The organism is Pseudanabaena sp. PCC 9330, assembly GCF_055795045.1.
In genome coordinates this window covers 19,380-41,534 of record NZ_JAYFES010000118.1, presented here as the reverse complement: position 1 = coordinate 41,534, position 22,155 = coordinate 19,380, and the positions used below count along the sequence as shown (strand labels likewise).

Here is a 22,155-nt window from a genome sequence, read left to right as displayed (position 1 = left end):
CAAAGGGTGCCCTAGGGCCTAAAACATACAGGGCACCAGAGGCTAGCCCTCCAGCATCGCATCACCAGTACAAAACCCTGGTGCCCCGCTAACGCAAGTACCTCAAGCATACCCGGCTCGGCCTTCGGGGCAACAGCTCCGCCCCTGCACCCTAGGGCGTATCCTCAATTGCAACCAAAACCCCGGTGAGATCAGCCCTGCCACGCCCGTCCCAAATCACAGGCTAGGGGCTGCCACATTTGATTCTTGGAGACAGCCCCTAGCGCTCAGCGATCGCAGCTTCTACCAGCTCAGCCTGCACCTCTTGGCGTAGCTGGGCCAGGGTGGTCGATCGATCGGTCTCGTTGAGCAGAGTGACCAGGGTGGCGCTCACCCCCTCCGGCCCCCAGGTGCAGCCCTGCTCCAGATAGGTTTTGGCGGCCTGCCCTACGGTATAGGTGCCGTAGCCAGCGGCGCTGGCCTGGGCCGTCATGGCTCCGGCCAAGGCCGCCACCCCCGAGGCGCTGTCTACCAGGGTCACCAGGGCGGCGGTGGTTTTGCCTGCCCCCAGCAGCCCGCTGCCCAGCTCACTCAACAGCAGGGTGCCCGAGCTTTTGAGAATCGCCCGCCACAGCCGCCCCGCCTTGTGGTTGGTAATGGGAAAGTCGTAGAGCCGCGCCAGGGTTCGAATCATTACCAGATCGGTGAGCACCCCGCCCAGCAGGTCAAGCCCGGCGATCGGGTTGAGGGCCACCGCCGCCGCTTTATATTTGGCAAACTGCCAGATCAGATCGTCGGCGCGATCGCTGTGTATCTGGCTGACATGGCCCACTAGGTCTGCTTCAATGGCGCGGGCATGGCGCAGGGCGTTGAGCGCCACCAGGGCCGATCCATCCTGGCCAATCAGCGTCAGCAGCGCCGATCGGAGGGGCTCGATCTGGGGAGATTGGGGTTCCCACTCTTCGCCGATGCGGCCGTCGGGCCACTCGATGCGCACCCGCAGCGGGGCCGGGTTAGCGGCTACCATAACCAACTGATCAGCGGCGATCGGGGGGGCGGGGCTGGCCTGGTTCAAGCCTGCTCGCAATTGCTGGAGAGTGTCGTACACCCGCTGACGATCAACTTCGGGGTAGAGATCAACCTTGTTAAACACCAGCAGCAAAGGTTTTTGCCCCCGCTGCAGCTCTAGCAGAGCGTCGTACTCGAGCTGGGTGATGTCACCCGCCACTACAAACAAAATCAGGTCAGCTTGACTGGCCACTGTCTGGGCCATGTCGGCCCGCACCGCACCGCCCACCTCGTCGAGGCCGGGGGTGTCGATCAGCTCAATCTGCCAGGGCTGGGCATCGTCGATCTGGGGCTGCCAGGACACCGATCGGGGCCAGCGGGTGACCCCATGCAGGGGGCCGGTTTCGAGCAGGTTTTCGCCTACCAGAGCGTTGATTACCGCCGACTTGCCCCGGCTGACCAAGCCAAATACCGCCACCCGCAGGCAGCGCGACTCTAGCTTGTCGCTCAGGCTTTGCAACTGCCCCAGTCCCGTTTTCAGCGCCGCTTGGTGGGGGGGAGCCTCAGAGGCAGCACCGGTCAGGCCCGCTTCAGAGTAGCGAGAGACCGCCTGAGAGAGGGTTTGGCGGGCACGTTGGAGCAGGGGGGAGGGCATAGGTGGGGGAGAGTTTTGAGTAGATAGAGGGGAGAACCTGTAGGGTGGGCAGTGCCCACCATTGATTTAGCGAGAGGCAGAGATCGCGAGCTGGAGGCTATTGCTTCGCTTTGAGCTTTTGTGCATCATCCAAACTCAAACCTTAGAATTTGCTTTACCCACTACCCCCTCACCTTTCCTCGGCGACGACAACCGACTCAGCCGTCAACTCCACCGCAGGCGCTGTGCCAGCGGGCAGTTGGGCGGGCTTGAGGATCTCGATACCCTGCTTGGCCAGGGTTTTTAGCAGGCTGCCCTGGCGGTTGGGGAGCACGGCCGCCTGCAAGCGCTGACCAAGGGCTGCCCAGGATAGGTCGGTGGCGGCGGTGCCCACCAGGGCGGCCTGTTCAAAATAGTCGACCAGGCTGAGGCCCGCCATGCGGGTGAGATAGGCGGCGCTCAAACCCTGGACTAGGCCGCCCGCCAGGTAGGTGGCAAAGTGGCTTTTGAGTACGGCGGTGAGCCCCTGGGTTGAGAGTTCTACGAGGCCCAGCTTGACTGTCAGGCTGGCCAGGGTGCCAGCGGCGGTTTTAGCCTCGTCTAAGTTGAGGCTAAAACCGTAGACTTTGCTCAGGTCGAGAATGAGCTGGGCGTTGATGGCGACGGTGGCCAGCAGGTCGAGGGTGGGCACGGGGTTGGCAAAGGCAGCGGCCCCGGCCACCCACTGAAGCTGTTCGATCAGGGGCAGGGCGCGATCGCGGCGCAGCTGGTTGATATGGGTCTGCACTTGCTGCGTTAGAGCCTGGGTGCGCCGCAGGGCGGTGGCGGCCACCAGGATCGAGTGCTGGGCCACCACGGCGGTGGCGAGGGTGGTGGTCAGGGCGGCGATCGCCGGAGCCGGAGTCTCCATGGTCTCGGTGATGGTGCCATCGCTCTGGTGGCGGCGCACCTTGATCGGTCGGGGGGCGGCGGCAGTCACGACCACCGGCACCGAGGCAGGCAGGGTGGCCACCTGCTGCTGAAGCCGACTCAAAATAATCTGCTGGTCTGCTGGGTCGTAGTGGTCTTGTCGATTGAACACCAGCACTGCGGCCTGACCGGCAATCACCCGTTCTTTCAACAGCGCCAGGGCACTGGCAGTAATGTCGCCATCGGTGACTAGCAGCACTCCGTCGTAGTTGAGCCAGTCGGGGCTGGCCCCAGCCACCAGGGGCACCTCGGTAAAGGCAAGGCCGTCCCCAGCGAGACCGTCAGCGGTGAGCAGATTGAGCAAAGTACTTTTGCCGGTGCGGGGGTCGCCCGCGATCGCCACCTGAAGACGCTCTCGATCGAGGTCGGCCACTAGCGCCTGGTGCGCCTGGCGATAGGCGCTGACAGCGTCTGACCCATTCTCTAGTTTGCTGGCCAGGTTTAGCTCCTGGGCCAGGGCATCGATTAATTGATTGAGGCTGGCTAGCTCTCGCTCGACCCGACTGCGATCGACAACCGGCGGCGCAACGGGTTTGGGGGCCGATCCAGCATGACGTAGGGTGCGATCGCCTCGCCGCCACCACCAAATGCCCGACCCCAGGGCCAGGGCACTCAACAGTGTAGAACTGTCAAAGAGACTGCCGTGCACTGTACCCACCAGCGCCAGGGTGGCCGAAACCCCCAAACCGCCCACCAGCAAGGGGCGCTTGAGCAGGTCAGGCACAGCGGTGGGAAGCGGTAGATTGACGCTGGGCAAACCCAGCTTGGGCTCAGCAGCTTGCTTTTGCATACCATCGGTGTTGCCCATGGCCTGTGATTCGCTTCCTTCAGCATGGATGGGGGCTACTGCCAGCGGGCCTAAATCACCTGAACTAAAACCACCTGATCTAAAACGTCCTAGGTGCCAACTGGGCCGATACTGACAGTGATTTCATTGTGGCAAAGGGGCAGCTCTGGCTCCAGTAGGGACTTCCCACCTCGGGGCAGCGTAGAGCCGTATCGGGTCAGCCGAGGTCTAGGGTGAGGTGAAGGCGTGAAGTCGCCGGTAATCCTACTGTAAACTGGTGTAGCGATGTTTCGCTGAGGTTAGCCGCCTTTTGGTGCTGCCTTCGCCTGCAAATATCGCCCCCGATGTCTCTAACTCCGTTACTGCCCCGCTACTCAAGCCATGCACCCCACCCTGCCCCATGGATTTATCCTTCAGAATCGCTACCGCATTGTGCAAGAGCTGGGGCACGGTGGCTTTGGGCGCACCTACCTGGCCGAAGACACCAATCGCTTTGATGAAAAGGTAGCCGTCAAGGAGCTAGAGCCCCAGCAGGGGAGTGAGTTTTCTGACAAGGCGCTCCAGCTGTTTCAGCGGGAGGCCAACATTCTCCACAGCATTGATCATCCTCAGATTCCCAAGTTTCAGGCCATTTTTGAGGAAAATCAGCGACTTTTTTTAGTGCAGGCCTATATCGACGGCATTACCTACCGCGATCTGATCAACGATCGCTTGCGCCAGGGCATGGCCTTCTCAGAGGCGGAGGTACGGCAGTTTTTGCAGCAGATGCTGCCGGTGCTGGCCCACATCCACAGCAAGGGCATTATTCACCGCGACATTAGCCCCGACAATGTCATGCAGCGCCGGGTCGATGGGCTGCCGGTGCTGATCGACTTTGGCGTGGTCAAAGAAGTGGTCACTCGCATTCAGCCGCCGGGGGGCAGCCTTAGTCAGGCAACCTCGGTGGGCAAGCTGGGCTACGCCCCTAGCGAGCAGATGCAGTCGGGCCGGGCCTATCCCAGCAGCGACCTCTATGCCCTGGCCGTGACGGCGATCGTGCTGCTGACCGGCAGAGAGCCCCAAGACTTGTTTGACGACGTCAACCTTAGCTGGAATTTGCCCAATACTATCAGCCCTGGCCTGCTCCAGGTGTTGCAGCGGGCGACCAGCTACCGACCGGGCGATCGCTACCAGTCGGTGAGCGAAATGGCTCAGGCTTTGGGTAGCGCAGGCATGGCGGCCTCGCCCGTGGCCCCACCTTCCCAGGTGAGAACGGTAGCGGTGGGGCGGCAGTACCAACCAACCCAGATAGCTTCTCCTGGGCCGCAGGCTGGGCCAAGCCTGCGGCCAACCCCCACTTACACCACCCCAGTACCCGTCGCCGACGATGGCTCTGTATGGGAAAACCCCTGGGCAGTAGCGGTGATCGGGGGTGCCCTGGCTCTGGTGGCTGGCCTGGGCGGCTGGACGGTGGTGAGCTTGCTCAATCGCACCCCTGCCCCGACGCCAGTGCCCAGCCCCGAGATCACCCTCGACCCAGTGCCAACGCCTACTCTGGCCCCTGAGCCGACCCCCACCCCTGATACCAGCCCGGTGGAGTACAACCAAAACCTCACCCTTGAGCCCGGCTCCGATCGCACAGTCACCGGCAGTCTGCGCAGCAATGAAACCATCAACTACCGCGTCAGCGCTAGGGAGGGACAGGTGCTGATGGCTCGCATGACTGGCGAAGGCGTATTGCTGACGGTGCTCACCGCCCAAGGCCAACCGGTGGAGCGATCGGCCCAGCGGGTGCTCAACTGGCAGGGCACCCTGCCCGCCGACGGCGACTACACTATTCAGCTGCGGCCAGTGCAAGGCCTAGAGCAGAGCGACTATGAGCTGGAGGCCAGCCTGAGCGCTGTGCCCGAGCCCGGCCCCACCGTCGAGCCTCAGCCCGAGCCCACCGTCGACCCCGAGCCCCCGATGGTGCCGACGCCGACGCCAGAGCCGACGCCAGAGCAGCCTTCTACAGGGACGGTGATTGAGCAGCGGGTGCAGATTCCGCCGGGGCAGACCAGCGTGCAGGTGTCGGGGCAGGTCAACCAAGATCGATCGCGGCGCTACCTGGTCAATGCCCAGGCCGGTCAGATATTGACACTCGATCTGCCCACAGTCAGTGGCCCAGTCACCCTGGATGTGCGCTTCCCAGGGGGCGAGCTGATTCCTGATGCATCGCGGGTGCTGTCGTGGCAGGGGCAGCTACCCCAGGGCGGCGACTACCTGATCGATGTGAGTTCGCCCCGTCCGTCTAACTATGTGCTGCGAGTATCGGTTGATTAGGGCGATTGATTAGGGCGATTAGGAATTAAGGTCTATGGCTTCTCTCAATGCTTTGCTGGTGGCGGGTAGCGACACCGAGGTGGGCAAAACCGTGGTGACCAGCGCTCTGCTGGCCTACTGGCAGCGGCACCGACCCACGGAGGCTCCAGCGGTGCTCAAGCCCTTTCAGTCGGGGGTGGGCGATCGCGAGCTGTACCAGCGGCTGTTTTTCCCTACCACTGACCTCGGGGCGATTACGTCTCAGTACTTTGACGCTCCCCTGGCCCCCCCTTTGGCCGCCGAGCTAGAGGGGCGATCGGTCGATCTCACCCTGGCCTGGCGCTCGCTCGAAGCCGCCACCCAAAAGCACCCCTGGGTGCTGGTCGAGGCGCTGGGGGGGCTGGGCTCCCCCGTCACCTACGAGCTGACCGTGGCCGATTTGGCCGCCGCCTGGCATCTGCCGACGGTGCTAGTGGTGCCGGTGAAGCTGGGGGCGATCGCCCAGGCGATCGCCAATGTGGCCCTGGCTCGGCAGCAGCGCATTGACCTCCGGGGCATCATTCTCAACTGTCCCCAGCCCTTAGACCCAGAGCAGGTCGATCGCTGGGCTCCGGCGGCGTTGATTGCTCAGCTGGCCCAAACCCCAGTGCTGGGCACCTTGCCCTATCTAGCTGACCCAGAATCACTGCCCCAACTCGTGGCGGCGGCGGCCACCTTAGATTTAGAAACTCTCCAGCCAGTTCTGGGGCGTGAGCAGGCAGAGCTAGCTGGAGGGCGCGCCTAGGTCCTTCCAGCAAACTGTCGGCAAACTAGCCAAGACCTTATATATTTAACCCCAGGGGGCTGCTGCAACAATCAGCCTGGTTGCCTACTAAGCTCCTTAGGGCTAGATCAGCACGTTTTCTCTCCTGAGATCTAAGACTTGGTAGGTGATTGTTTCAGGGCCTAGCCCCACTCGGTCTTCTGGAAAACAGTCGCGGCTACCCTTCTCGCAGTCAGCGGCCAAACTGTCGGACACCACGACTACCGCTGCGATCGCCTCAACTGCCGGGGCCGGGGGGGGAATCTGAAACCACATACCTAACTCCTTAAACCACCCTGAAACGTTGACACTTCTAACTCCAATTTGGCCTGCCTGGAAAGCGCTACAGATTCTTTTGTTGCAGGTCTTTCAGCTAAACCTGGGCAGGCCAAACAGGTCTCCATGGCATGCCCCAAAGATATCGAAAAAAAGCAATCATCCAACTCTAACGCGCTTACCTCTGGAGTGGTCGAGAAAAGCTGGTTTTTTTATGGGCAACCGCGACTCTACCTTCGAAAATTATGAACAGGTGCCGTGCCAATGATGGTATTGGCCAAGATTTCGGGGCAGGGCGGGCAGGAGCACAGGCAACTTGTGGGATCTATCTTCAGCTTCAATGTGACTCAGCGACGGCGCTGGCTGGTTATGGCAAGCTTGACCGCGGTTCTCACTGTCCAGATCTCACCCTACCTGGCCCTGGTGGCGGTGGCCCCTAGGGGCACTCTGGCCAGGAACTGACCTAAAACGCCTCTACTTTGCCGACGATGACCCCGCCCTAAATCAGGACGTGCTGGTAGTTAAAAACCGTATAGCGGTTAGAGGCCGCACCCAACTCGGTGAAAGGCAGCCTGACTTGATCGCCTATACCCACGACGAGGAAATGAGTGCTAGGGACATCTCTTTGGTCGCAAGCAGGCGTAATCAAGCGTTAGGTCAGGCATTGAAGAACCAGTTTGCGATCGCCCTGGCAAAACCTAGACCACAAAAACTAGTCGGGGATCAAGGGCTAACGTCATCAATTGAGGAAAAACCCAGAATGTAAGCTGAGTATATTTACTGTTTTTTGATCAAAATTTCGGGTTCCCAGAATATTTACAAAACTTAGGTAAACAATCTATTGACGGTAGAAAATATGTGTTTTGGACATCAGCAAGCCGAAAATCAACGAGTTGCCGCGAAGGAATAGGAGGGCGATCGCGCCCCCGCTCGTTGACATCCCTTTGGTTCGCAATAAAGCCATAAATTACTTAATAAACTTCTCATGAAGTCAATGATAGGATTTCCTCATCTAAGTCATAAGCTTTTTTATCCCTATCCCAGTTCGGAGCTGATCGTTCGCCCCCAGGCAGACCTTTACTTCGGGCTTGGAGTGGGCTTACACTGCTGGTCGCTGTTTTCTGGAGAGCAAAGTCATGTCTGCTAACCCCGTTGGAGTCAAGCCCGAAACTCGTAATCACAAAGGCTTTTTTGTGCAAGATACTGATTATGAGCTAGTCAGCATTGAGGCCTCTGGCTGGGCCTTGATCTGTGTTGACGATGCCGTTTGCCACTACGTAGACCCCGACAATCTGCTCGTTCAGAACCTAGATGCTTAGATTGCCGTGGGGCCAGCCACCTGTCTGAACTAGGGGTAATTGTGTATCATTCAGTTCATAACTGTAGGCTTTTGAATAGGCTGCTCTGACCCTAGAGCAGCCTATTTTGTTCTATAGTTTTCCCGCAGGCAGAACTCCACTGCTGGACTTGAATTTGGTTTCATTCCCCTATTTTCCGTTGCCTCACATAGAGAAGTCAATGAATAAAACACCCATAACCCAACGCCTTTCGAGCCTGATTAGCTGGGTACTGGTGGCTGATCTGGGTCTAGTGTTGCTCAGCTTGGGCTGGTTTTTGGTGGCTGTGCTAGGGCGATCGATGAACCTAGACCTGGGGCTCGACCTCTGGTACTCCCTCTGGAGCCCGCTGATATTGCCAGCCTTGAGTGTTTTGATGGCCGGGGCGATCGCCAGTGGAGTCGTCGGCTGGGTCAGCCAACGATTCAAGTCTGACCCCTCCTAGATAGGTCTGCATCCAAAGCCCGCTACCAGAGCCCCTGGGTGCGTGAGTACCAGCGCAGCAGCACCCGCGCTAGGCGCTGAGACTGATGCCTGACGGTGAGGTCATCTCCCTCTTCCATGACGTTGGCGGCAATAATGCGGCGACCCGACTCAATGATGGCGGTGCGATCGAGGAGCACTGGCCCCACGCCAGCCTGGGCATAGTGACTGATCACTGCGTCAGAGGGCATAGACTTTTGCACCAGCACCGCATCAAATAGGTTGGCACCACAGGCCGTGTCAATCGCTCGAATATGGTCAGACACTGAAAAGCTATCGGTCTCGCCGGGCTCAGTCATGATGTTGCACACGTAGATGCGCGGCACCCGCTGGGCGGCGATCGCCTTGACCAGATCCGGCACCAGCAGGTTAGGAATAATGCTGGTATAGAGGCTGCCTGGGCCAATCACAATGTAGTCGGCCTCCTCAATCGCCTTAATGGCTTTGGGCAGAGCGGGTGGGTTGGGGGGCAAGCAGCCGATTTGCACAATGCGACCGCGCGCTTCGGTGATTTTTGACTCGCCTACAATCCGCCGCCCGTCGCTCAGCTCAGCCCACAGCTGCACATCTTTGGGAGTGGCAGGCAGAACTTGCCCCTGGATTGCCAGTACCTTAGAACTCGCCTCGATCGCCTGCTCCATATCGCCAGTGATCTCATTCATGACGGTCAAAAACAGGTTGCCAAAGCTGTGCCCCGCCAGTCCGCTCCCTGCCTCAAACCGATATTGAAACAGTTCTGTCAGCAGCTTTTCTTCATCGGCTAGGGCGGCCAGGCAGTTGCGAATATCCCCCGGCGGCAGCACCCCCATCTCCCGCCGCAGCCGCCCCGAAGACCCGCCATCGTCGGCCACGGTGACAATCGCCGTAATATTTGAGCTGTACTGCTTAAGCCCCCGCAGCAGATTCGACAAGCCAGTACCGCCGCCAATCACCACAATTTTTGGCCCCCGAGACAGCCGCCGCTGAGCCAGTAGGGCATCGAGCAAGTCTTCTTCGTTACCCGGTATCAGAACATCGGTGATTGCTCCCACCGTGCGGCTCTGGCCCCAAAGAATTAGCCCTAGGCCCAGCAACACGCCTAGAGGGCCGCTAATATAGCTCGGCACATGGGTGGTAAAGGCTCGAATAGCCGCCCCCAATATTCGGCCGGTATAAAATACCGGCGTCAGCTTGAGCCAGATCATGACTCCTATGCCCACCAGCAGCACCCCGACCATGCTGAGAAATAGCCATCGCTTGACCAATAGCCCTGGTGCTAACCACCACACCAGTCGGTTGATGCGGCGCGGCGGAGCAAGGGTTAGGGTCTCTTGCCGAACCCGACTTAAAAGCTTAGTCAGAGCCGTGCGAAAGGGTTTTGATGACATGGGAAAAGACTGACAGGGTGCTGGGCGATTTGACCAACCTGAGAGTGTTCTAACCAAAACTTATCCGCAACCTCACCACGACCAGCCCTGGGGTCGCGTTTTTGAAAGGGATGTTGCTTTTAGTTGGGCTACTCTTAGGGGTAAATGACTAGCGCCTTCGATTTTAGCGGCTATTTGATAGAGTCAAGACATGGATACACCCTTGAGTCTGTTAATAATGAGTCAACGTCAATCAGGCCGATGGGACTGTGTGTATGGCTAACGCCCAGAATGACCGCTTCTCCCCAGCCAGTTCTTCTTTGCCAGAGCAGAGGCGGGGTGCCGCTGTTAGCGGCTGTGATGACCAGGTGCTTCTGGAGCTTAGGGGTATTTCTAAGCGCTTTGGCAGCAACCAGGTGCTCGACAACGTCGATCTGACCGTGCATCGCGGAGAGGCCGTCGCCATCATTGGGCCGTCAGGCACTGGCAAGTCGACCATTTTGCGCATCATTGCTGGTTTGCTCTCCCCCGATGTCGGAGAAATCTATGTGGCTGGGCAGCTGCGGCACGGGCTGATCGAAGATGCCCCCGACCCGGTGGGTATTGGCATGGTATTTCAGCAGGCGGCGCTGTTTGACTCGCTCACCGTTGAAGAAAATGTGGGTTTTTTGCTCTACCAGCACTCAACCCTGCCTGCCCGTCAGATTCAGTACCTGGTGGAGGAAGTGCTTGAAATGGTGGGGCTGCCCGGCATTGGCCGCCGCTACCCGGCGGAGCTGTCGGGGGGCATGCGCAAGCGGGTGAGCTTTGCCCGGGCGATCGTGTCTAACCCTGACAACCCTCAGGACCGCCCAGCGCTGCTGCTGTACGATGAGCCCACCGCAGGTCTTGATCCGATCGCCTCAACGGTGATTGAAGACCTGATTCGCACGATTCAGCACAGCAATGGGTGCAGCTCCTATCTGATTGTCACCCACCAAGACAGCACCATTCGTCGCACCGCCGACCGCGTCATCTTTTTGCACCGGGGGCGCATTCAGTGGCAGGGGCCGGTGACAGCGGTAGACGATACCGATAACCCCTACATGCGGCAGTTTTTCAGCGGTCGCGTCGATGGGCCTATTCAAATGGTGCAGTAGCGGTCAGTGATGTCAGCGGCAGGGCGATCGGTGCATTCCTGAAAGACGGCTTGGGCCGCTCGTCAACCTGGGATAGGATATCGAATGCAAGCTAGGGCAGGGATAGATTTTAGCGATAGATTTTCAGGTACCAGACTTGAGCGGTTGGGGTAAGAGGGCACCATGCGGGCAAGGGCAATTCGAGAGGGGTCGGTCGGGCTGTTGATCCTGATGGCGGTGGGGCTGTTTGGCGGGCTAGTGCTCTGGCTGCGGGGGCTCAACCCCCGCAGCCAGACCTATCGGGCCACCCTGGTGTTTACAGATACCCTGGGCATTCAAGAAGGGGCTAATGTGCGCTACCGGGGGGTACGGGTGGGCCGAGTGCTGCGCATTGTGCCAACCACCAACGAGGTGGATGTGGCCATCGAAATTGGCAGCAGCGATCTGCGCATTCCCCGCGACGCGTCGATTTTTGTCAATCAGTCGGGGTTGATTGGCGATACCACCATCGATATCACCCCCGTGCGGTTGCTGACCCCCGAGGAAGGGCTCGTCAGCCCCCATGAAGCCGACTGTGAGGGGCAGGCGATTATCTGCAACGGCGATCGCATCCCAGGCCAGGTTGGAGTCAGCTATGAGTCACTGATTCGATCGGCAGAGGGGCTTGCCGACGCTTTTGCCGACCCCGAGATTATCGCCGATCTCAAAGCAACCCTCAACAAAGCCGTAGACCTGACCAATAATGCCAATCTGCTCTCCACTGAGTTGATGACGCTATCCCAGCAGGTCAGAACAGATCTAGGCCCGCTGATGGATTCGGCCAACCGCGCCACCGACAACATCGGCAGCGCCGCTGCTGAGTTTGAGGTCACCGGAGCGGCGGTCAACCAGCTGGTGGTCGCCAACCGCAACACCATTGCCACCACGTTAGATAGCATCAACCGCAGCACCGCCAATATCGCAACCATTACCACTACTCTCAGCCCTGCCATTCAAAACAGCGAGTTTTTGGTCAATCTAGACCGTCTCTCCGCCGATGCGGTTCTGGCGGCCGCCGACATTCGATCGATTACCGGCACCTTTAACAGTCCCGAAAATCTGGTCACACTACAGCAGACCCTAGATTCGGCCCGCACGGTGTTTCAAAGCGCCCACAAGGTGCTAGCCGATGTGGATGAGCTCACGGGCGACCCGGCCCTGCGGCGCAACATTCGCGATTTGATCAATGGTCTGAGCACGCTGGTATCGCTGAGCGAGCAATTAGATCAGGCGAGCCAGGTGGCCCAAGCCCTGACCCCCTCTGCTGGCAACCAGGTCGACCGAGTCACCTTTACTCCTCTCGTGGGAGCCCCGCCGCCCCCGGAGAACTCTGGCCCAGGGCCGTTGGTGATTACCCACCAGGGGCAGACCTATCAGCTCAATGTTCACTCGATGCAGCCCCGCTAGCGTTTGTGTCTTTGCCATGCCTCCAACCCCCTCGCCCCCTGCCCCTGTCGGTGGATCGCAGAACGATGACGTTCAGCCTCAACCAGGGACAGAGTTCTTTGGTTTTGAGTCCGACTTTGTGGAGTCGTTGCGCTGTATTCCCATGCAGGTGCGCTTCAAGCTTGACTGCTGCGGCGTGAAGCTCAAGCTAGAGCACTGGCATCGCTTTAGTGAGGGCGATCGCCTGCGGTTGACCCAGCTGCCGGTCGACGACATCGCCGCCTATGCCAGCGCGGTGCAAGCCCTGGTGTGCCAGGTGCAGGGGTCTCCCGCTGGCACCCTGCCCATCGAGCCCAATCCCGGTTGGGAGAGCGAGTTGGTGCCCCCTGAGGTGATCGCCCAGGCCGCCCAGGTGGGGGCGGCGGTGTCTCTAGAGCAATGGCGATCGCTCACTCCACTCCAGCGTTTTGCCCTGATCAAGCTCAGCCGTCCCAGCCACGAAAACCGCAATTTCTACCCCGCTCTGGTGGAGTTTGGCCTGGTACCGTAACCCAGAAAGATAATCAGGAGATGCCAGGATAGACAAGGGCCAGCTACTGGTGTAAAAACAGGCGCTTGGCGGCGCGGGTAAAGGCCACGTAGCAGAGCTGGTTGCGCTCGGTCACATTGCGGTTGGCCCGCATAGAGGGCACGTCCACAAACACGTCTTGAAAGGTGGAGCCCTGGCTCTTGTGAATGGTGAGGCTGTAGGCGTAGTCAACGGCGTGGAAGCGCTGCTGCAAGTCCCAAAACTCCATCCAGCGTTTGTCTTTGGCTAGACCGTCGAGCTTGGCTTTAAATTCGCCCTGACCCGACTCATGGAGCACTCGCAGGGTCTTGAAGTCACCGGCCTCGGTTTCGACTTCGAGAATCCATAGGGGCCATTCGCCCTCGCGGCCCCGGGCGATGTGGAGCACCTCGCACTCGGCGGAGGTGGGCAGCACAATAGTCTCTTCTTCCAGGCAGGGGGTGATGGCAATCAGCCGTTCGCCGGGCACAAACCGTAGGGCGTTGGGGCCGTAGATGGCGGTGCGAATGATGTGGTTGAGCTGGGCCACCCGGCGGTTGGTGTAGGCCAGGGCGCGCACCTGGTCGGGGTTTTGCTGGTAGGCGGGGCTGGTAAAGGCGCGAATCAGCAGCGTTTCCCAGGCATGGCGGGGCAGCACAAAGCAGCCCTCGGTGTTGGTGGCGTTGGTGTCGGGGGTAAAGCGGGGCAGAGTGTCGCGCTCCAGATTGCGCCGCAGGTCTTCGGCGATGACGGCGATCGCCCCCCCGTAACGCACCACCTCGGTTAGCTGAGATTTGTGCACAATCTGGCTAAAGCAGGCTGACTCGGGCTCATTCACCGGGGGCAGCTGGGCCGGGTCGCCCACAAACAAAATCTGAGTGCCCCGGTACAGGTTGGAAACGGCGTTGACCAGCAGCTCCCACAGCTCTTGGTTGATCATCGAGCACTCATCGACGATTACCAGGCGGTAGCGATCGATCTGACTGGCCTGCTGGCGATCGATGGCAAACACCTGCTTGCCGTTCTCTTCATCGATTACTGGGCGCAGACCCAGCAGCTTGCAGCAGGTCATGGCGTCAATATCGAGCCGCCACTGGGCCGCCATCGCCGCCAGTACCTTGGTGGCCTTGTTGCTAAAGGCGCTGAGCACAATGGGGCGATCATCGCCGCGATCGCGCAGCCCGTTGACAAACACCTGGAGCAGCGTGGTCTTGCCCGTACCCGCGTAGCCGGTCAGCAGGTAGAGCTTTTCTGTACCCTGCACAAAGGCGTTCAGCGACTCCAGCGCGGCCTTCTGCTCGGTGGTCAGGGCAACGCCAGGGTCACTGGGCTTTGAGTCACTGGGCTTTGATTTTGCCTGGGGTGATGCCATTGGCGCTGAACAGGTGTTCTACACCTAGAGTAGCCCGATTTTTATCTCTGGCGGATAGGCCGCATTGAAGCCTACCCATGGGTAACCTCAGCCACCGTGGAGCCAAGGTCGGCATTGGCAGGAATGACCATGGCCTCTAGGGCGGTTTGCAGATCGGCAGTGAGCTGGGCGACGGCCTGTTTGCGGCTGGCTTTGTAGTCGGGCCAGCGATCGCTCACCCAGATCGGCTCTCCCACCGTCAGCTGCGCCCGCTGGGGGCCAAGCTTGGGCCGAGGAAAGAGGTTTTCGCCCTGGATCAGGCACAGGGTGTCGCGCAAGATCATCACGGTTTCGGCAAAGCGCTCGGCGGAGGGGCGCTGGCGCACGTACTGGCCGGTGACGGCGACAAAGTTTTCGACCAGCCGCATATGCCACATGCGCAGGCCCGCCTCTTCGGCTTCTCGGTCAGCTAAGCCCCGCTGCACCGCCGACAGCGGCGGATCACCGACGATGTCTTGGCGAAAGATGCGATCCCACCCGGCCTGCTCAATGCGACGGCAGCGATCGATGGGGCTACCCTTGGCGGGCAGGCGAAAGTAGGTTTCGGCCACCTGCAGAGCGGCATTCATCAGAGCGGCGAGGCGATGGGTAAAGCGATCGCTGTCAGCCTCGCCACTGGCGTCGGGGACGGTGGTTAACAGCAGCCCATAGACCTCTTGGTAGTAGTTTTCTACCAGGGTCAGCAGGTGTTCACCCAGAATATAGAGACGGCGATAGCGTTGATCTAGGGTGGCTGGGGCAGTGTCGCCCAGGGGGTAGGCGGGATCCGGGGGGGTGAGGCCGTTGGCCTGCTCCAGGCGATCGAGCCAGCGATCGAGCTCTCGCCAGGGCGGGGTGAGGTAGCGGTAGGTAATGCCCAGGGGGGCGATCGCCACCCGTTCATGGCGACCCTGGTTGAGCATGTCTTCGACACACCAAAAGCCCATCTGGGCCACCCCTGGCTCCAGAGGGCTGACGATTTCGGTGTGGCCGTTGTTGCCCCCCTCAGGGGCCGCCGCCAGAGGAAATCGACCGTTGGCCAGCAGCTGGCGAGCCGATCTGAGCCCCTGGCGATCGACCTTGCCCCGCTGAATTGGCGTGCCCCCTAGCCTGCCGTAGAGCCACCCCACCCAGTCACCGGCCCACAGGGGAATACCGCGATCGTAGATAAAGTGCATGTGCACCGGCCCCTTGAGGTCAATACCCATTTTCCGCGCCCGCTGGGGCACCGCCTGCCACATCAGGTGGGCCAGACAAAACGAATCTTGGGGGCTAGGGTGGCGAAAGGCCAGCAAAAACCGGCTCTCCCCATCATTAAAAGCCTGATACAACTGCACCAGGCGATCGGTATTGACCACGTCTACCTGGAGAATTTGCTCCCGCCACCGCATCCAGTGGGGTATACCCCACCGCATCAGCGCCAGCACACGGGCATCTAAATTGGGCGGAATAAACTCAAGGGGAGGCTGGGCACGGGTAGCAAGGTTAACCACGAGATTCCCCCGAAACGGTGGTGTATACGCCCTGATGATATAGCAGGCTTGCCCTCTAGGCACCAATGGGTAGCAGTCAGAACCTCAACCTCGGTTTGAAGGCTCTAGGTAAATTCTCGGAGAGTTCATAAAGCTTTGATAAGCACTCCCTATTGGGCTATTGTGCCGTCAACCAAAACCCAGTTTAATGACCACAACTTGCACCAAGACCGGTCAAGCCTTCGAGGAAAATCGTCACAGACAGTTTGCATCGTTCCCTCAGGAGTTTCTACAACGCTTAAGGCTTTGGGCCTGAGCGCCGTACATAGGGCAGATACACCCCAACCTCACGCCTCCGCAGTCAAGCCGCTACGGTTTGGCTGGTGGGCTTGGTGAGTGGCCCCCTCTAGAGACACAGTTAGCGGTTCTTTGACGGTTCGTTATGGTTTCCTCCTCTTTTTTTCCTGCCGGTGCGGGGCAGCTTGACAGCAACGCCCCACGACACAGTGCCCATCATCAGGGGGCAGCGCCCACGGCGCCCTGGCTGCTCGACACGCTCTTCAGCAACTTGAGCTACGACCTCGAGCAGGTGGCCGACGTGATCGATCCGATTTTGACGGCCCAAAACCACTGCTGCCGTACCAGCTGGTACGTCCAGGGAATCGTCGCGGGTGACAGCGCCTTTATCAGCACCAACATCAACCCCGATCGCACGATTCAGGTCACCCTATGCGGCACCCGCTGGCTGCTGGGGCAGGGGCAACGTTGCAGCGTGGCCCTGCCCCAGCCGGGCATTGCCCCCTGCCATGCGGCCCTTAACTTTGATCCGTTACGGGGTTTTTTCATCAGCGATCTGGGCAGCCCAGAGGGCACCTGGGTGAACGGTCGTCGCCTAGTGCCCGCTGCGCGCCAGTACCTGCAAGATGGCGACTTAGTACAGCTGGGTAGCCTGCGGTTTGAATTTTTGTATCAGCACTGCAATCAGCCCGTGTGGGATGACTGCTAGCTCCTCAGCAGCGCTGGTAGCGCATGCTACCGGGCAACTGTGTCACCAGATTCAGCATCTCTAGCTGCACCAGGGCGGCTAGCACTTCCCCAGTGGGTTTACCAAGCTGCTGCACCAGATGATCAAGGTTGATCGGCTCTGGGCCAATGGCGGTAAATACCTCGGTCAATCCGGGGGGCAACGGCGGCGCTGCCGGGGTGGGCGTCGAGTCGTGATCTGGCCCCGAGTTGCTGCGCCCTGCTTCGAGCCCCAAGCGACTCAGGCCTGGAGACGCAGGACTGAGGGCGGGCAGTTGTCCTAGGGCAGTAACGAGGGTGAGATCGTTCAAAATCATTTGGGCTCCCTGGTTGATCAGATCGAGACAGCCCTCGCTGTTGGGGTTGTCGATCGCACCCGGCAGGGCAAACACGTCACGACCATAGTCGTTGGCCAGTTGGGCGGTGATCAGCGCCCCCGATCGGGCCGGGGCCTCGGTCACCGCCACCGCTCGGCTCAGCCCGGCAATAATGCGGTTGCGGCGGGGAAAGTGGGCGCGATCGGGCGGGGTACCGTTGGGGTGTTCGCTCAGCAGTAGCCCCTCTTGGGCAATGCGATCGTGCAGGGCGCGGTTGACCCAGGGGTAAACCTGGTCAACTCCTGTACCCAGCACGGCAATGGTGAGGCCACCGCTATCGAGGGCCTGCTGGTGGGCGTAGCGATCGACCCCCTTGGCCAGACCAGAGACTACAATCACATCGTGGGCGGCTAGCTGCTGGGTCAGACGGCGGGTCCACCGCTGGCCATAGTCTGAAGGGCTGCGGGTGCCCACAATACCTACCGAGGGCATGCCAGCCAGGGCGCTGGCTAGCTCTTTGCGGCCCCGATAAAAAAGCAGCGGCGGCGGGTCAGTAATTTCGTAGAGCAGGGCCGGGTAGTCGGCATCCGCCGGGGTCCAAAAGTTGGGGTGCCGTTGCTCAAAACTGGTTAGCAGTTCGAGGGGCGACACCGTTTGCCGGTAGCTCACCAGGCTAGATCCCACCCCTAGACCAATGCCCTCTATGGCCAATAGGTCAGATCCGTCGGCATGCCAGGCGGTAGCCAAATCACCAAAATGACTGTGCAAACGCTTGAGCAAAATTGGGCCTAGCCCCTTAGCCTGGGCCCAGGCTAGCCAATAGGCTCGTTCTGTCATCGGTTCTCTAACCAACACTCTGCCCAGTATGCCCACCCCCAGGTTGGTATCAGCTGACCAGGGTGAAGATTTTTAGCCCCCGTCCGCTAGCGTCTGACCCGAGGGGTGCGCTCAGGACGCCCCTCCTGGCGAAAGAACTTGCGTAGGGGCAACTGGTTGGGGTTGAGTCGACGCAGCGAGGCAGGCAGCTCTAGGGTGCTGCTCGGTTCGCCACCGGGGGTAGACCACCAGGCGGCGATGGTACCCCCAGCGAAACCCGCCAGGGCACCAAACAAAATGCTGGGCACAACTGCGTAGCCCAACAGCAAAAATAACCCCAAAAAGAGCAGCCAGAGCTTCAAGGCTGGCGGGACTATTTTATCGATCACCGATCGCCCCCTCTGAGATAGCAAGCCTGAGGCAACATGCTGCCGCCTATGCCCCCACTATAGCGACTAATTGGGGTGGCACAACTTGAGTGGTGTCGATCGCCTGCACCAGCCCCTGCTCCGCCTCGGTAAAAGGCTCCATGGCCTGGTTCTGAAGTACAGCCACGGTGGCGTCGGCGATGTCGCCTGAGCGATCGCGCACCCGCTGCTCCAGCACCTCGGGCGGCGCCGTGCAGTGCAGAATGGTCAATGGCAGATAGGCCTGCTGAATGCGATCAATAGCCGTTTTGCGCAGGGCTTGGCGATCGTATTTGGCGTCAAGAACCACCGGATAGCCAGCCTTTGCCAAGGTAAGACCGAGGGTGAGGAGGCGATCGTAGGTTTTCTCGGTCATCTCTGGGGTGTAGAGGCTGTCATCGCCTCGCTCATCCAGCGGCACCCCGGCCAGGTGCTTGCGCACGGCATCGCTGCGCAGATGAACGGCGTTGATGTGCCCCGCCAGCTGCCGCGCGGTGGTAGATTTGCCCGAGCCCGAGAGCCCTGCCATCAGGTAAACTCGCCCCCCCTGGGGCTGACACGCCGACCAGGCGAGGCGGTAGTAGCCAGCGGCAGTCTCACTGGCCTTGGCTTTTGCCGCTTCATCCACCGACGGGTCGCCCAGCAAAAACGACGTCACCTTGGCCCGCACGTAGGCCTGACGGCTGATGTACAGGGGCAGCAGCGGCAGTCCTTCCCAGTCGCCGGTGCGTTCAGCGTAGGTGTTGAGAAAGGCATTGGCCAGATCGCTACGGCCCTTAGACAGCAGATCCATCACCACAAAGCCCACGTCATACATTACATCCACAAACCGAAAGGGCTTGTTGAACTCGATGCAGTCAAACAGGTAGAGCTGGTCTTGCCAGTAGCAAATATTGTTGAGGTGCAGGTCACCGTGGCAGGCGCGAATCCAACCCTGGTCCATGCGCTGCTGAAACAGGTCGCCCTGGGTAGCAAAAATGCGATCGCTATAGGCCCTGGTTTCGTCAAACTGGGTCTGGGTCTGGGGGCCGCCGATATAGCCCAGGGTCTGCTCATAGTTCTCATCAAAGGCCAGGCGAATCTGCTCCACTGTGCCGTAGGTGCAGATCTCGTCGTTAGTTTCGGCTTCGAGGTGAAAGGCCGCGACAGCCGCCGCCAAATCGCACACCAGAGTTTCGCTCAGCTCGCCGCGATCGTGCAGGGCGCTGAGCAGCGTATCTTGGGGAAACTGCACCATCTTGACGGCGTACTCCACCGGGTCGGTGTCCGCCAAGTGGTAGGCGTCTCCGGTTTGGCCAATGCCCACCACCTCTAGGTACAGCGGCCCGGCCCCCCGCTGGTTGAGTCGCAGTTCTTCTTGGCAAAAATGGTGCCGTCGCTCCAGGGTGGAATAGTCGAGAAACCCAAAGTTCACCGGTTTTTTCACCTTGTAGGCATAGTCGCCAGTGAGCAACACGTAGGAAACGTGGGTCTGCAACAGCTGAACCGGCTTGGTTACCGGGTGGGGATAAAACCCCGGCTGACACATCTGTTGAATCAAAGCGGGAAGAGTGGAATCAGCCATAATCTGCCGGTAACACGCCTGTTGAATGACAATAGCCTGCCTCATTGTACAAAGGGGCCAGGGATAACCTCCCTGGCCCCTAAACGCTACGGTGGGTGAGACTCAGCTGCTCTGGGCAGCTCAACCACGACTTACCCAGCGGCTGTTGTCGTGACGGTAGACTCGCCCTCGGCATTGCGGCCCTGTAGAACTGTGGCAATGGTCTGGGTCTGATCGCCTGCTACCACAGCCCCCTCGGGCAGCACGAGGTCGGCCACAGTGAGAGAATCGCCAATACCCAGGCCAGACACATCTACATCGATGCTCTCGGGAATATCGACAGCTTTGCACTTCACAGTGACTTCGTTGACCTCGGTGTTGAGCACGCCGCCGTCATTCTTAACGCCGGTGGGCTCGCCCACAAAATTGAGGATAACGCCCACTTCTACGGCGTCTTGAGCCTTAACGGCAAAAAAGCTGAGGTGGTAAACAGCGCTCTTCCAGGGGTGAGACTGCACTTCTCGCAGTAGGGCTTTGCCCTGCCAGGGCATATCGGGAATTTGCAGGTCGATCATGGTGTTGTTGACCGCAGCTTTGCGCAGCAGCAGGTCAGCATCTTTTTGGGCCACGGTCAGCGACACCGACTCGGTGCCCTGGTGGCCATAGAGCACGGCGGGCAACAGACCCTGACGGCGCAGGGCGTTGGGCTTAGCTTTTGGGTCGCGTGCTTTGCACTCAATCATCAGTTCCATGAAAAAATCCCCCGGGAAAAATTACGTAAAAACAAACTTGGCCAGATCTCTGGGCCAGACCCTAGGCCACCTGCGACTCACCATTCTCGTACAGAAGTGCCCGCTTTGGCCCATGAATGGGGTCTTCGACGATGATGGTCTGGTCGCGACTGGCCCCCAGCGACACGATCGCGATCGGCACCTCCATCAGCTCGGCCAAAAACTTGAGGTAGTCTAGGGCCGCCTTGGGCAGGTCGCTGAGCGATCGACAGTGATCGGTGGGCTGCTTCCAGCCGGGCATGGTCTTGTAGATGGGGCGACAGCGGCTAAAGTCATCGGCGTTAGCCGGTAGCTCTTCGCAGCGATCGCCATCTAGCTCGTAGGCCACGCACACCTGAATCTCGTCCACATCGTCAAGCACATCGAGCTTGGTGATGGCCAGGCAGTCGAGACCGTTGATGCGCACCGCATAGCGGCCAATCACGGCGTCAAACCAGCCGCAGCGACGGCGGCGGCCCGTGGTAGTGCCAAATTCAGCACCCCGCTCACAGAGCAGCTCCCCTACCCCGCCGATCAGCTCTGTGGGAAAGGGGCCTTCGCCGACGCGGGTGGTATAGGCCTTGGCCACCCCAATAACGCGATCGATCACCGTGGGGCCAATGCCGGTGCCAATACAGGCACCCCCGGCCACCGGGTTAGAGGAGGTGACGTAGGGATAGGTGCCGTGGTCGAGGTCGAGCAGGGTGCCCTGGGCGCCCTCAAACAGCACGTTCTTGCGCTGGTGAATGGCCTGATAAACATGGAGCGAGCTATCGACAATGTGGGGCCGCAGCCGCTCGGCGTATTCAATATATTCGTCTACTACCGCTGCCGGGTCGAGGGGAGGCAGGTCGTAGAGCTTTTCGAGAATGCCGTTCTTGTACTGAATCGTCCACTCTAGCTGCTTTCGCAGTCGGGCGTGATCCATCAGGTCGACCACGCGAATGCCAATGCGCTCAGACTTATCGGCGTAGGTGGGGCCAATGCCCCGCTTGGTGGTGCCGATCTTGTGGTTGCCCCGCTTTTCTTCCGCCGCCTGATCGATCAGGCGGTGATAGGGCATGGTGACATGGGCCGCATTGGAAATAAAGAGTTTTTGGGTAGAGATTCCCAACTGATCGAGCATGTCTAGCTCGCCAATCAGAGCCTTGGGGTCGATGACGGTGCCGCTGCCGATGACGCACTCGGTGTCGGGGTAGAGAATGCCGGAGGGAATCAGGTGCAGCTTGAAGGTCTGATCGTTGACAACGACCGTATGGCCAGCATTAACGCCGCCCTGGTAACGCACAACCACATCTGCCGATCGACTCAGCAGGTCGGTAATTTTGCCCTTACCTTCGTCGCCCCACTGGGCCCCAATTACTACAACGTTTGCCAAGGGAATTCAGGCTCTAAAGTTCACACAAATTTCCATTATCACTAGGCA

19 protein-coding genes are annotated in these 22,155 nt (G+C 59.8%); 8 read left to right on the top strand and 11 right to left on the bottom strand.

Annotated features, from left to right (window positions below; translation table 11 throughout):
• Window positions 1–259: 259 nt before the first annotated feature.
• Both AC0QKW_RS24320 and AC0QKW_RS24315 read right to left on the bottom strand, forming a co-directional pair.
• Window positions 260–1,642, bottom strand: coding sequence for a DUF697 domain-containing protein (locus tag AC0QKW_RS24320; RefSeq protein WP_473153700.1), 1,383 nt, complete (start codon window positions 1,640–1,642; stop codon window positions 260–262).
• 169 nt (window positions 1,643–1,811) lie between these two features.
• Window positions 1,812–3,398, bottom strand: a complete 1,587-nt coding sequence (locus AC0QKW_RS24315; protein ID WP_473153699.1) for a DUF697 domain-containing protein — start codon at window positions 3,396–3,398, stop codon at window positions 1,812–1,814.
• A gap of 360 nt (window positions 3,399–3,758) precedes the next feature.
• Here AC0QKW_RS24315 and AC0QKW_RS24310 point away from each other — a divergent pair, with 360 nt between their 5' ends.
• Both AC0QKW_RS24310 and bioD read left to right on the top strand, forming a co-directional pair.
• Entirely contained in the window at window positions 3,759–5,678 is a 1,920-nt protein-coding gene (locus tag AC0QKW_RS24310; RefSeq protein ID WP_473153698.1) for a protein kinase domain-containing protein, read from the top strand.
• Window positions 5,679–5,712: 34 nt separating this feature from the next.
• Window positions 5,713–6,441 carry a dethiobiotin synthase gene (gene bioD, locus AC0QKW_RS24305; protein WP_473153697.1) on the top strand — a complete coding sequence of 243 codons (729 nt, stop codon included), beginning with the start codon at window positions 5,713–5,715 and terminating at the stop codon, window positions 6,439–6,441.
• Between the two features lie 102 nt (window positions 6,442–6,543).
• Here bioD and AC0QKW_RS24300 read toward each other — a convergent pair whose 3' ends face one another.
• A complete protein-coding gene (locus AC0QKW_RS24300) occupies window positions 6,544–6,735 on the bottom strand; it encodes a hypothetical protein (protein ID WP_473153696.1) in 192 nt (63 codons plus the stop codon).
• Window positions 6,736–7,871: 1,136 nt separating this feature from the next.
• Between AC0QKW_RS24300 and AC0QKW_RS24295 the strand changes: the two genes are divergently transcribed.
• Window positions 7,872–8,054 (top strand): hypothetical protein, encoded by a 183-nt coding sequence (locus AC0QKW_RS24295; protein ID WP_473153695.1) that lies wholly within the window; start codon window positions 7,872–7,874, stop codon window positions 8,052–8,054.
• Between the two features lie 199 nt (window positions 8,055–8,253).
• Complete coding sequence (locus AC0QKW_RS24290; RefSeq protein ID WP_473153694.1) at window positions 8,254–8,517, top strand: hypothetical protein; 264 nt, start codon at window positions 8,254–8,256, stop codon at window positions 8,515–8,517.
• A gap of 22 nt (window positions 8,518–8,539) precedes the next feature.
• Here AC0QKW_RS24290 and AC0QKW_RS24285 read toward each other — a convergent pair whose 3' ends face one another.
• A complete protein-coding gene (locus tag AC0QKW_RS24285) occupies window positions 8,540–9,922 on the bottom strand; it encodes a gluconeogenesis factor YvcK family protein (protein ID WP_473153693.1) in 1,383 nt (460 codons plus the stop codon).
• A gap of 254 nt (window positions 9,923–10,176) precedes the next feature.
• Here AC0QKW_RS24285 and AC0QKW_RS24280 point away from each other — a divergent pair, with 254 nt between their 5' ends.
• The 3 genes from AC0QKW_RS24280 to AC0QKW_RS24270 all read left to right on the top strand — a co-directional run bounded on the left by AC0QKW_RS24280 (window position 10,177) and on the right by AC0QKW_RS24270 (window position 12,994).
• The gene (locus AC0QKW_RS24280; RefSeq protein WP_473153692.1) at window positions 10,177–11,040 is read left to right on the top strand and encodes an ABC transporter ATP-binding protein; all 864 of its coding nucleotides are present in this window, start codon (window positions 10,177–10,179) and stop codon (window positions 11,038–11,040) included.
• Window positions 11,041–11,202: 162 nt separating this feature from the next.
• Window positions 11,203–12,465, top strand: a complete 1,263-nt coding sequence (locus AC0QKW_RS24275; protein ID WP_473153691.1) for an MlaD family protein — start codon at window positions 11,203–11,205, stop codon at window positions 12,463–12,465.
• 142 nt (window positions 12,466–12,607) lie between these two features.
• A complete protein-coding gene (locus AC0QKW_RS24270; RefSeq protein WP_473153750.1) occupies window positions 12,608–12,994 on the top strand; it encodes a nitrate reductase associated protein in 387 nt (128 codons plus the stop codon).
• 43 nt (window positions 12,995–13,037) lie between these two features.
• On the opposite strand, the gene AC0QKW_RS24265 is transcribed toward AC0QKW_RS24270, so the two are convergent.
• Complete coding sequence (locus AC0QKW_RS24265; RefSeq protein WP_473153690.1) at window positions 13,038–14,363, bottom strand: ATP-dependent DNA helicase; 1,326 nt, start codon at window positions 14,361–14,363, stop codon at window positions 13,038–13,040.
• Window positions 14,364–14,434: 71 nt separating this feature from the next.
• Window positions 14,435–15,874 (bottom strand): 1-acyl-sn-glycerol-3-phosphate acyltransferase, encoded by a 1,440-nt coding sequence (locus AC0QKW_RS24260; RefSeq protein ID WP_473153689.1) that lies wholly within the window; start codon window positions 15,872–15,874, stop codon window positions 14,435–14,437.
• A 421-nt stretch (window positions 15,875–16,295) separates the two neighbouring features.
• On the opposite strand from AC0QKW_RS24260, the gene AC0QKW_RS24255 reads away from it, so the two are divergent.
• A complete protein-coding gene (locus AC0QKW_RS24255; RefSeq protein ID WP_473153688.1) occupies window positions 16,296–16,859 on the top strand; it encodes an FHA domain-containing protein in 564 nt (187 codons plus the stop codon).
• Window positions 16,860–16,863: 4 nt separating this feature from the next.
• Here AC0QKW_RS24255 and dprA read toward each other — a convergent pair whose 3' ends face one another.
• The 5 genes from dprA to AC0QKW_RS24230 form a co-directional block, all read right to left on the bottom strand.
• Complete coding sequence (dprA, locus tag AC0QKW_RS24250; protein ID WP_473153687.1) at window positions 16,864–18,030, bottom strand: DNA-processing protein DprA; 1,167 nt, start codon at window positions 18,028–18,030, stop codon at window positions 16,864–16,866.
• Window positions 18,031–18,116: 86 nt separating this feature from the next.
• A complete protein-coding gene (locus tag AC0QKW_RS24245) occupies window positions 18,117–18,371 on the bottom strand; it encodes a hypothetical protein (RefSeq protein ID WP_473153686.1) in 255 nt (84 codons plus the stop codon).
• A gap of 73 nt (window positions 18,372–18,444) precedes the next feature.
• The gene (locus tag AC0QKW_RS24240; protein ID WP_473153685.1) at window positions 18,445–19,980 is read right to left on the bottom strand and encodes a bifunctional aminoglycoside phosphotransferase/ATP-binding protein; all 1,536 of its coding nucleotides are present in this window, start codon (window positions 19,978–19,980) and stop codon (window positions 18,445–18,447) included.
• Window positions 19,981–20,111: 131 nt separating this feature from the next.
• Window positions 20,112–20,711, bottom strand: coding sequence for a 50S ribosomal protein L25/general stress protein Ctc (locus tag AC0QKW_RS24235; RefSeq protein WP_473153684.1), 600 nt, complete (start codon window positions 20,709–20,711; stop codon window positions 20,112–20,114).
• Window positions 20,712–20,772: 61 nt separating this feature from the next.
• Window positions 20,773–22,107 (bottom strand): adenylosuccinate synthase, encoded by a 1,335-nt coding sequence (locus AC0QKW_RS24230; RefSeq protein WP_473153683.1) that lies wholly within the window; start codon window positions 22,105–22,107, stop codon window positions 20,773–20,775.
• Window positions 22,108–22,155: the final 48 nt, after the last annotated feature.

Excerpts from the sequence above, each read along its gene's own strand:
- AC0QKW_RS24285 (WP_473153693.1), bottom strand. The coding sequence starts at position 9,922 with ATGTCATCAAAACCCTTTCGCACGGCTCTGACTAAGCTTTTAAGTCGG.
- AC0QKW_RS24310 (WP_473153698.1), top strand. The coding sequence starts at position 3,759 with ATGCACCCCACCCTGCCCCATGGATTTATCCTTCAGAATCGCTACCGC.
- AC0QKW_RS24235 (WP_473153684.1), bottom strand. The coding sequence starts at position 20,711 with ATGGAACTGATGATTGAGTGCAAAGCACGCGACCCAAAAGCTAAGCCC.
- AC0QKW_RS24275 (WP_473153691.1), top strand. The coding sequence starts at position 11,203 with ATGCGGGCAAGGGCAATTCGAGAGGGGTCGGTCGGGCTGTTGATCCTG.
- dprA (WP_473153687.1), bottom strand. The coding sequence starts at position 18,030 with ATGACAGAACGAGCCTATTGGCTAGCCTGGGCCCAGGCTAAGGGGCTA.
- AC0QKW_RS24255 (WP_473153688.1), top strand. The coding sequence starts at position 16,296 with ATGGTTTCCTCCTCTTTTTTTCCTGCCGGTGCGGGGCAGCTTGACAGC.
- AC0QKW_RS24240 (WP_473153685.1), bottom strand. The coding sequence starts at position 19,980 with ATGGCTGATTCCACTCTTCCCGCTTTGATTCAACAGATGTGTCAGCCG.
- AC0QKW_RS24300 (WP_473153696.1), bottom strand. The coding sequence starts at position 6,735 with ATGTGGTTTCAGATTCCCCCCCCGGCCCCGGCAGTTGAGGCGATCGCA.
- AC0QKW_RS24295 (WP_473153695.1), top strand. The coding sequence starts at position 7,872 with ATGTCTGCTAACCCCGTTGGAGTCAAGCCCGAAACTCGTAATCACAAA.
- bioD (WP_473153697.1), top strand. The coding sequence starts at position 5,713 with ATGGCTTCTCTCAATGCTTTGCTGGTGGCGGGTAGCGACACCGAGGTG.
- AC0QKW_RS24280 (WP_473153692.1), top strand. The coding sequence starts at position 10,177 with ATGGCTAACGCCCAGAATGACCGCTTCTCCCCAGCCAGTTCTTCTTTG.
- AC0QKW_RS24270 (WP_473153750.1), top strand. The coding sequence starts at position 12,608 with ATGCAGGTGCGCTTCAAGCTTGACTGCTGCGGCGTGAAGCTCAAGCTA.
- AC0QKW_RS24290 (WP_473153694.1), top strand. The coding sequence starts at position 8,254 with ATGAATAAAACACCCATAACCCAACGCCTTTCGAGCCTGATTAGCTGG.
- AC0QKW_RS24320 (WP_473153700.1), bottom strand. The coding sequence starts at position 1,642 with ATGCCCTCCCCCCTGCTCCAACGTGCCCGCCAAACCCTCTCTCAGGCG.
- AC0QKW_RS24315 (WP_473153699.1), bottom strand. The coding sequence starts at position 3,398 with ATGGGCAACACCGATGGTATGCAAAAGCAAGCTGCTGAGCCCAAGCTG.
- AC0QKW_RS24265 (WP_473153690.1), bottom strand. The coding sequence starts at position 14,363 with ATGGCATCACCCCAGGCAAAATCAAAGCCCAGTGACTCAAAGCCCAGT.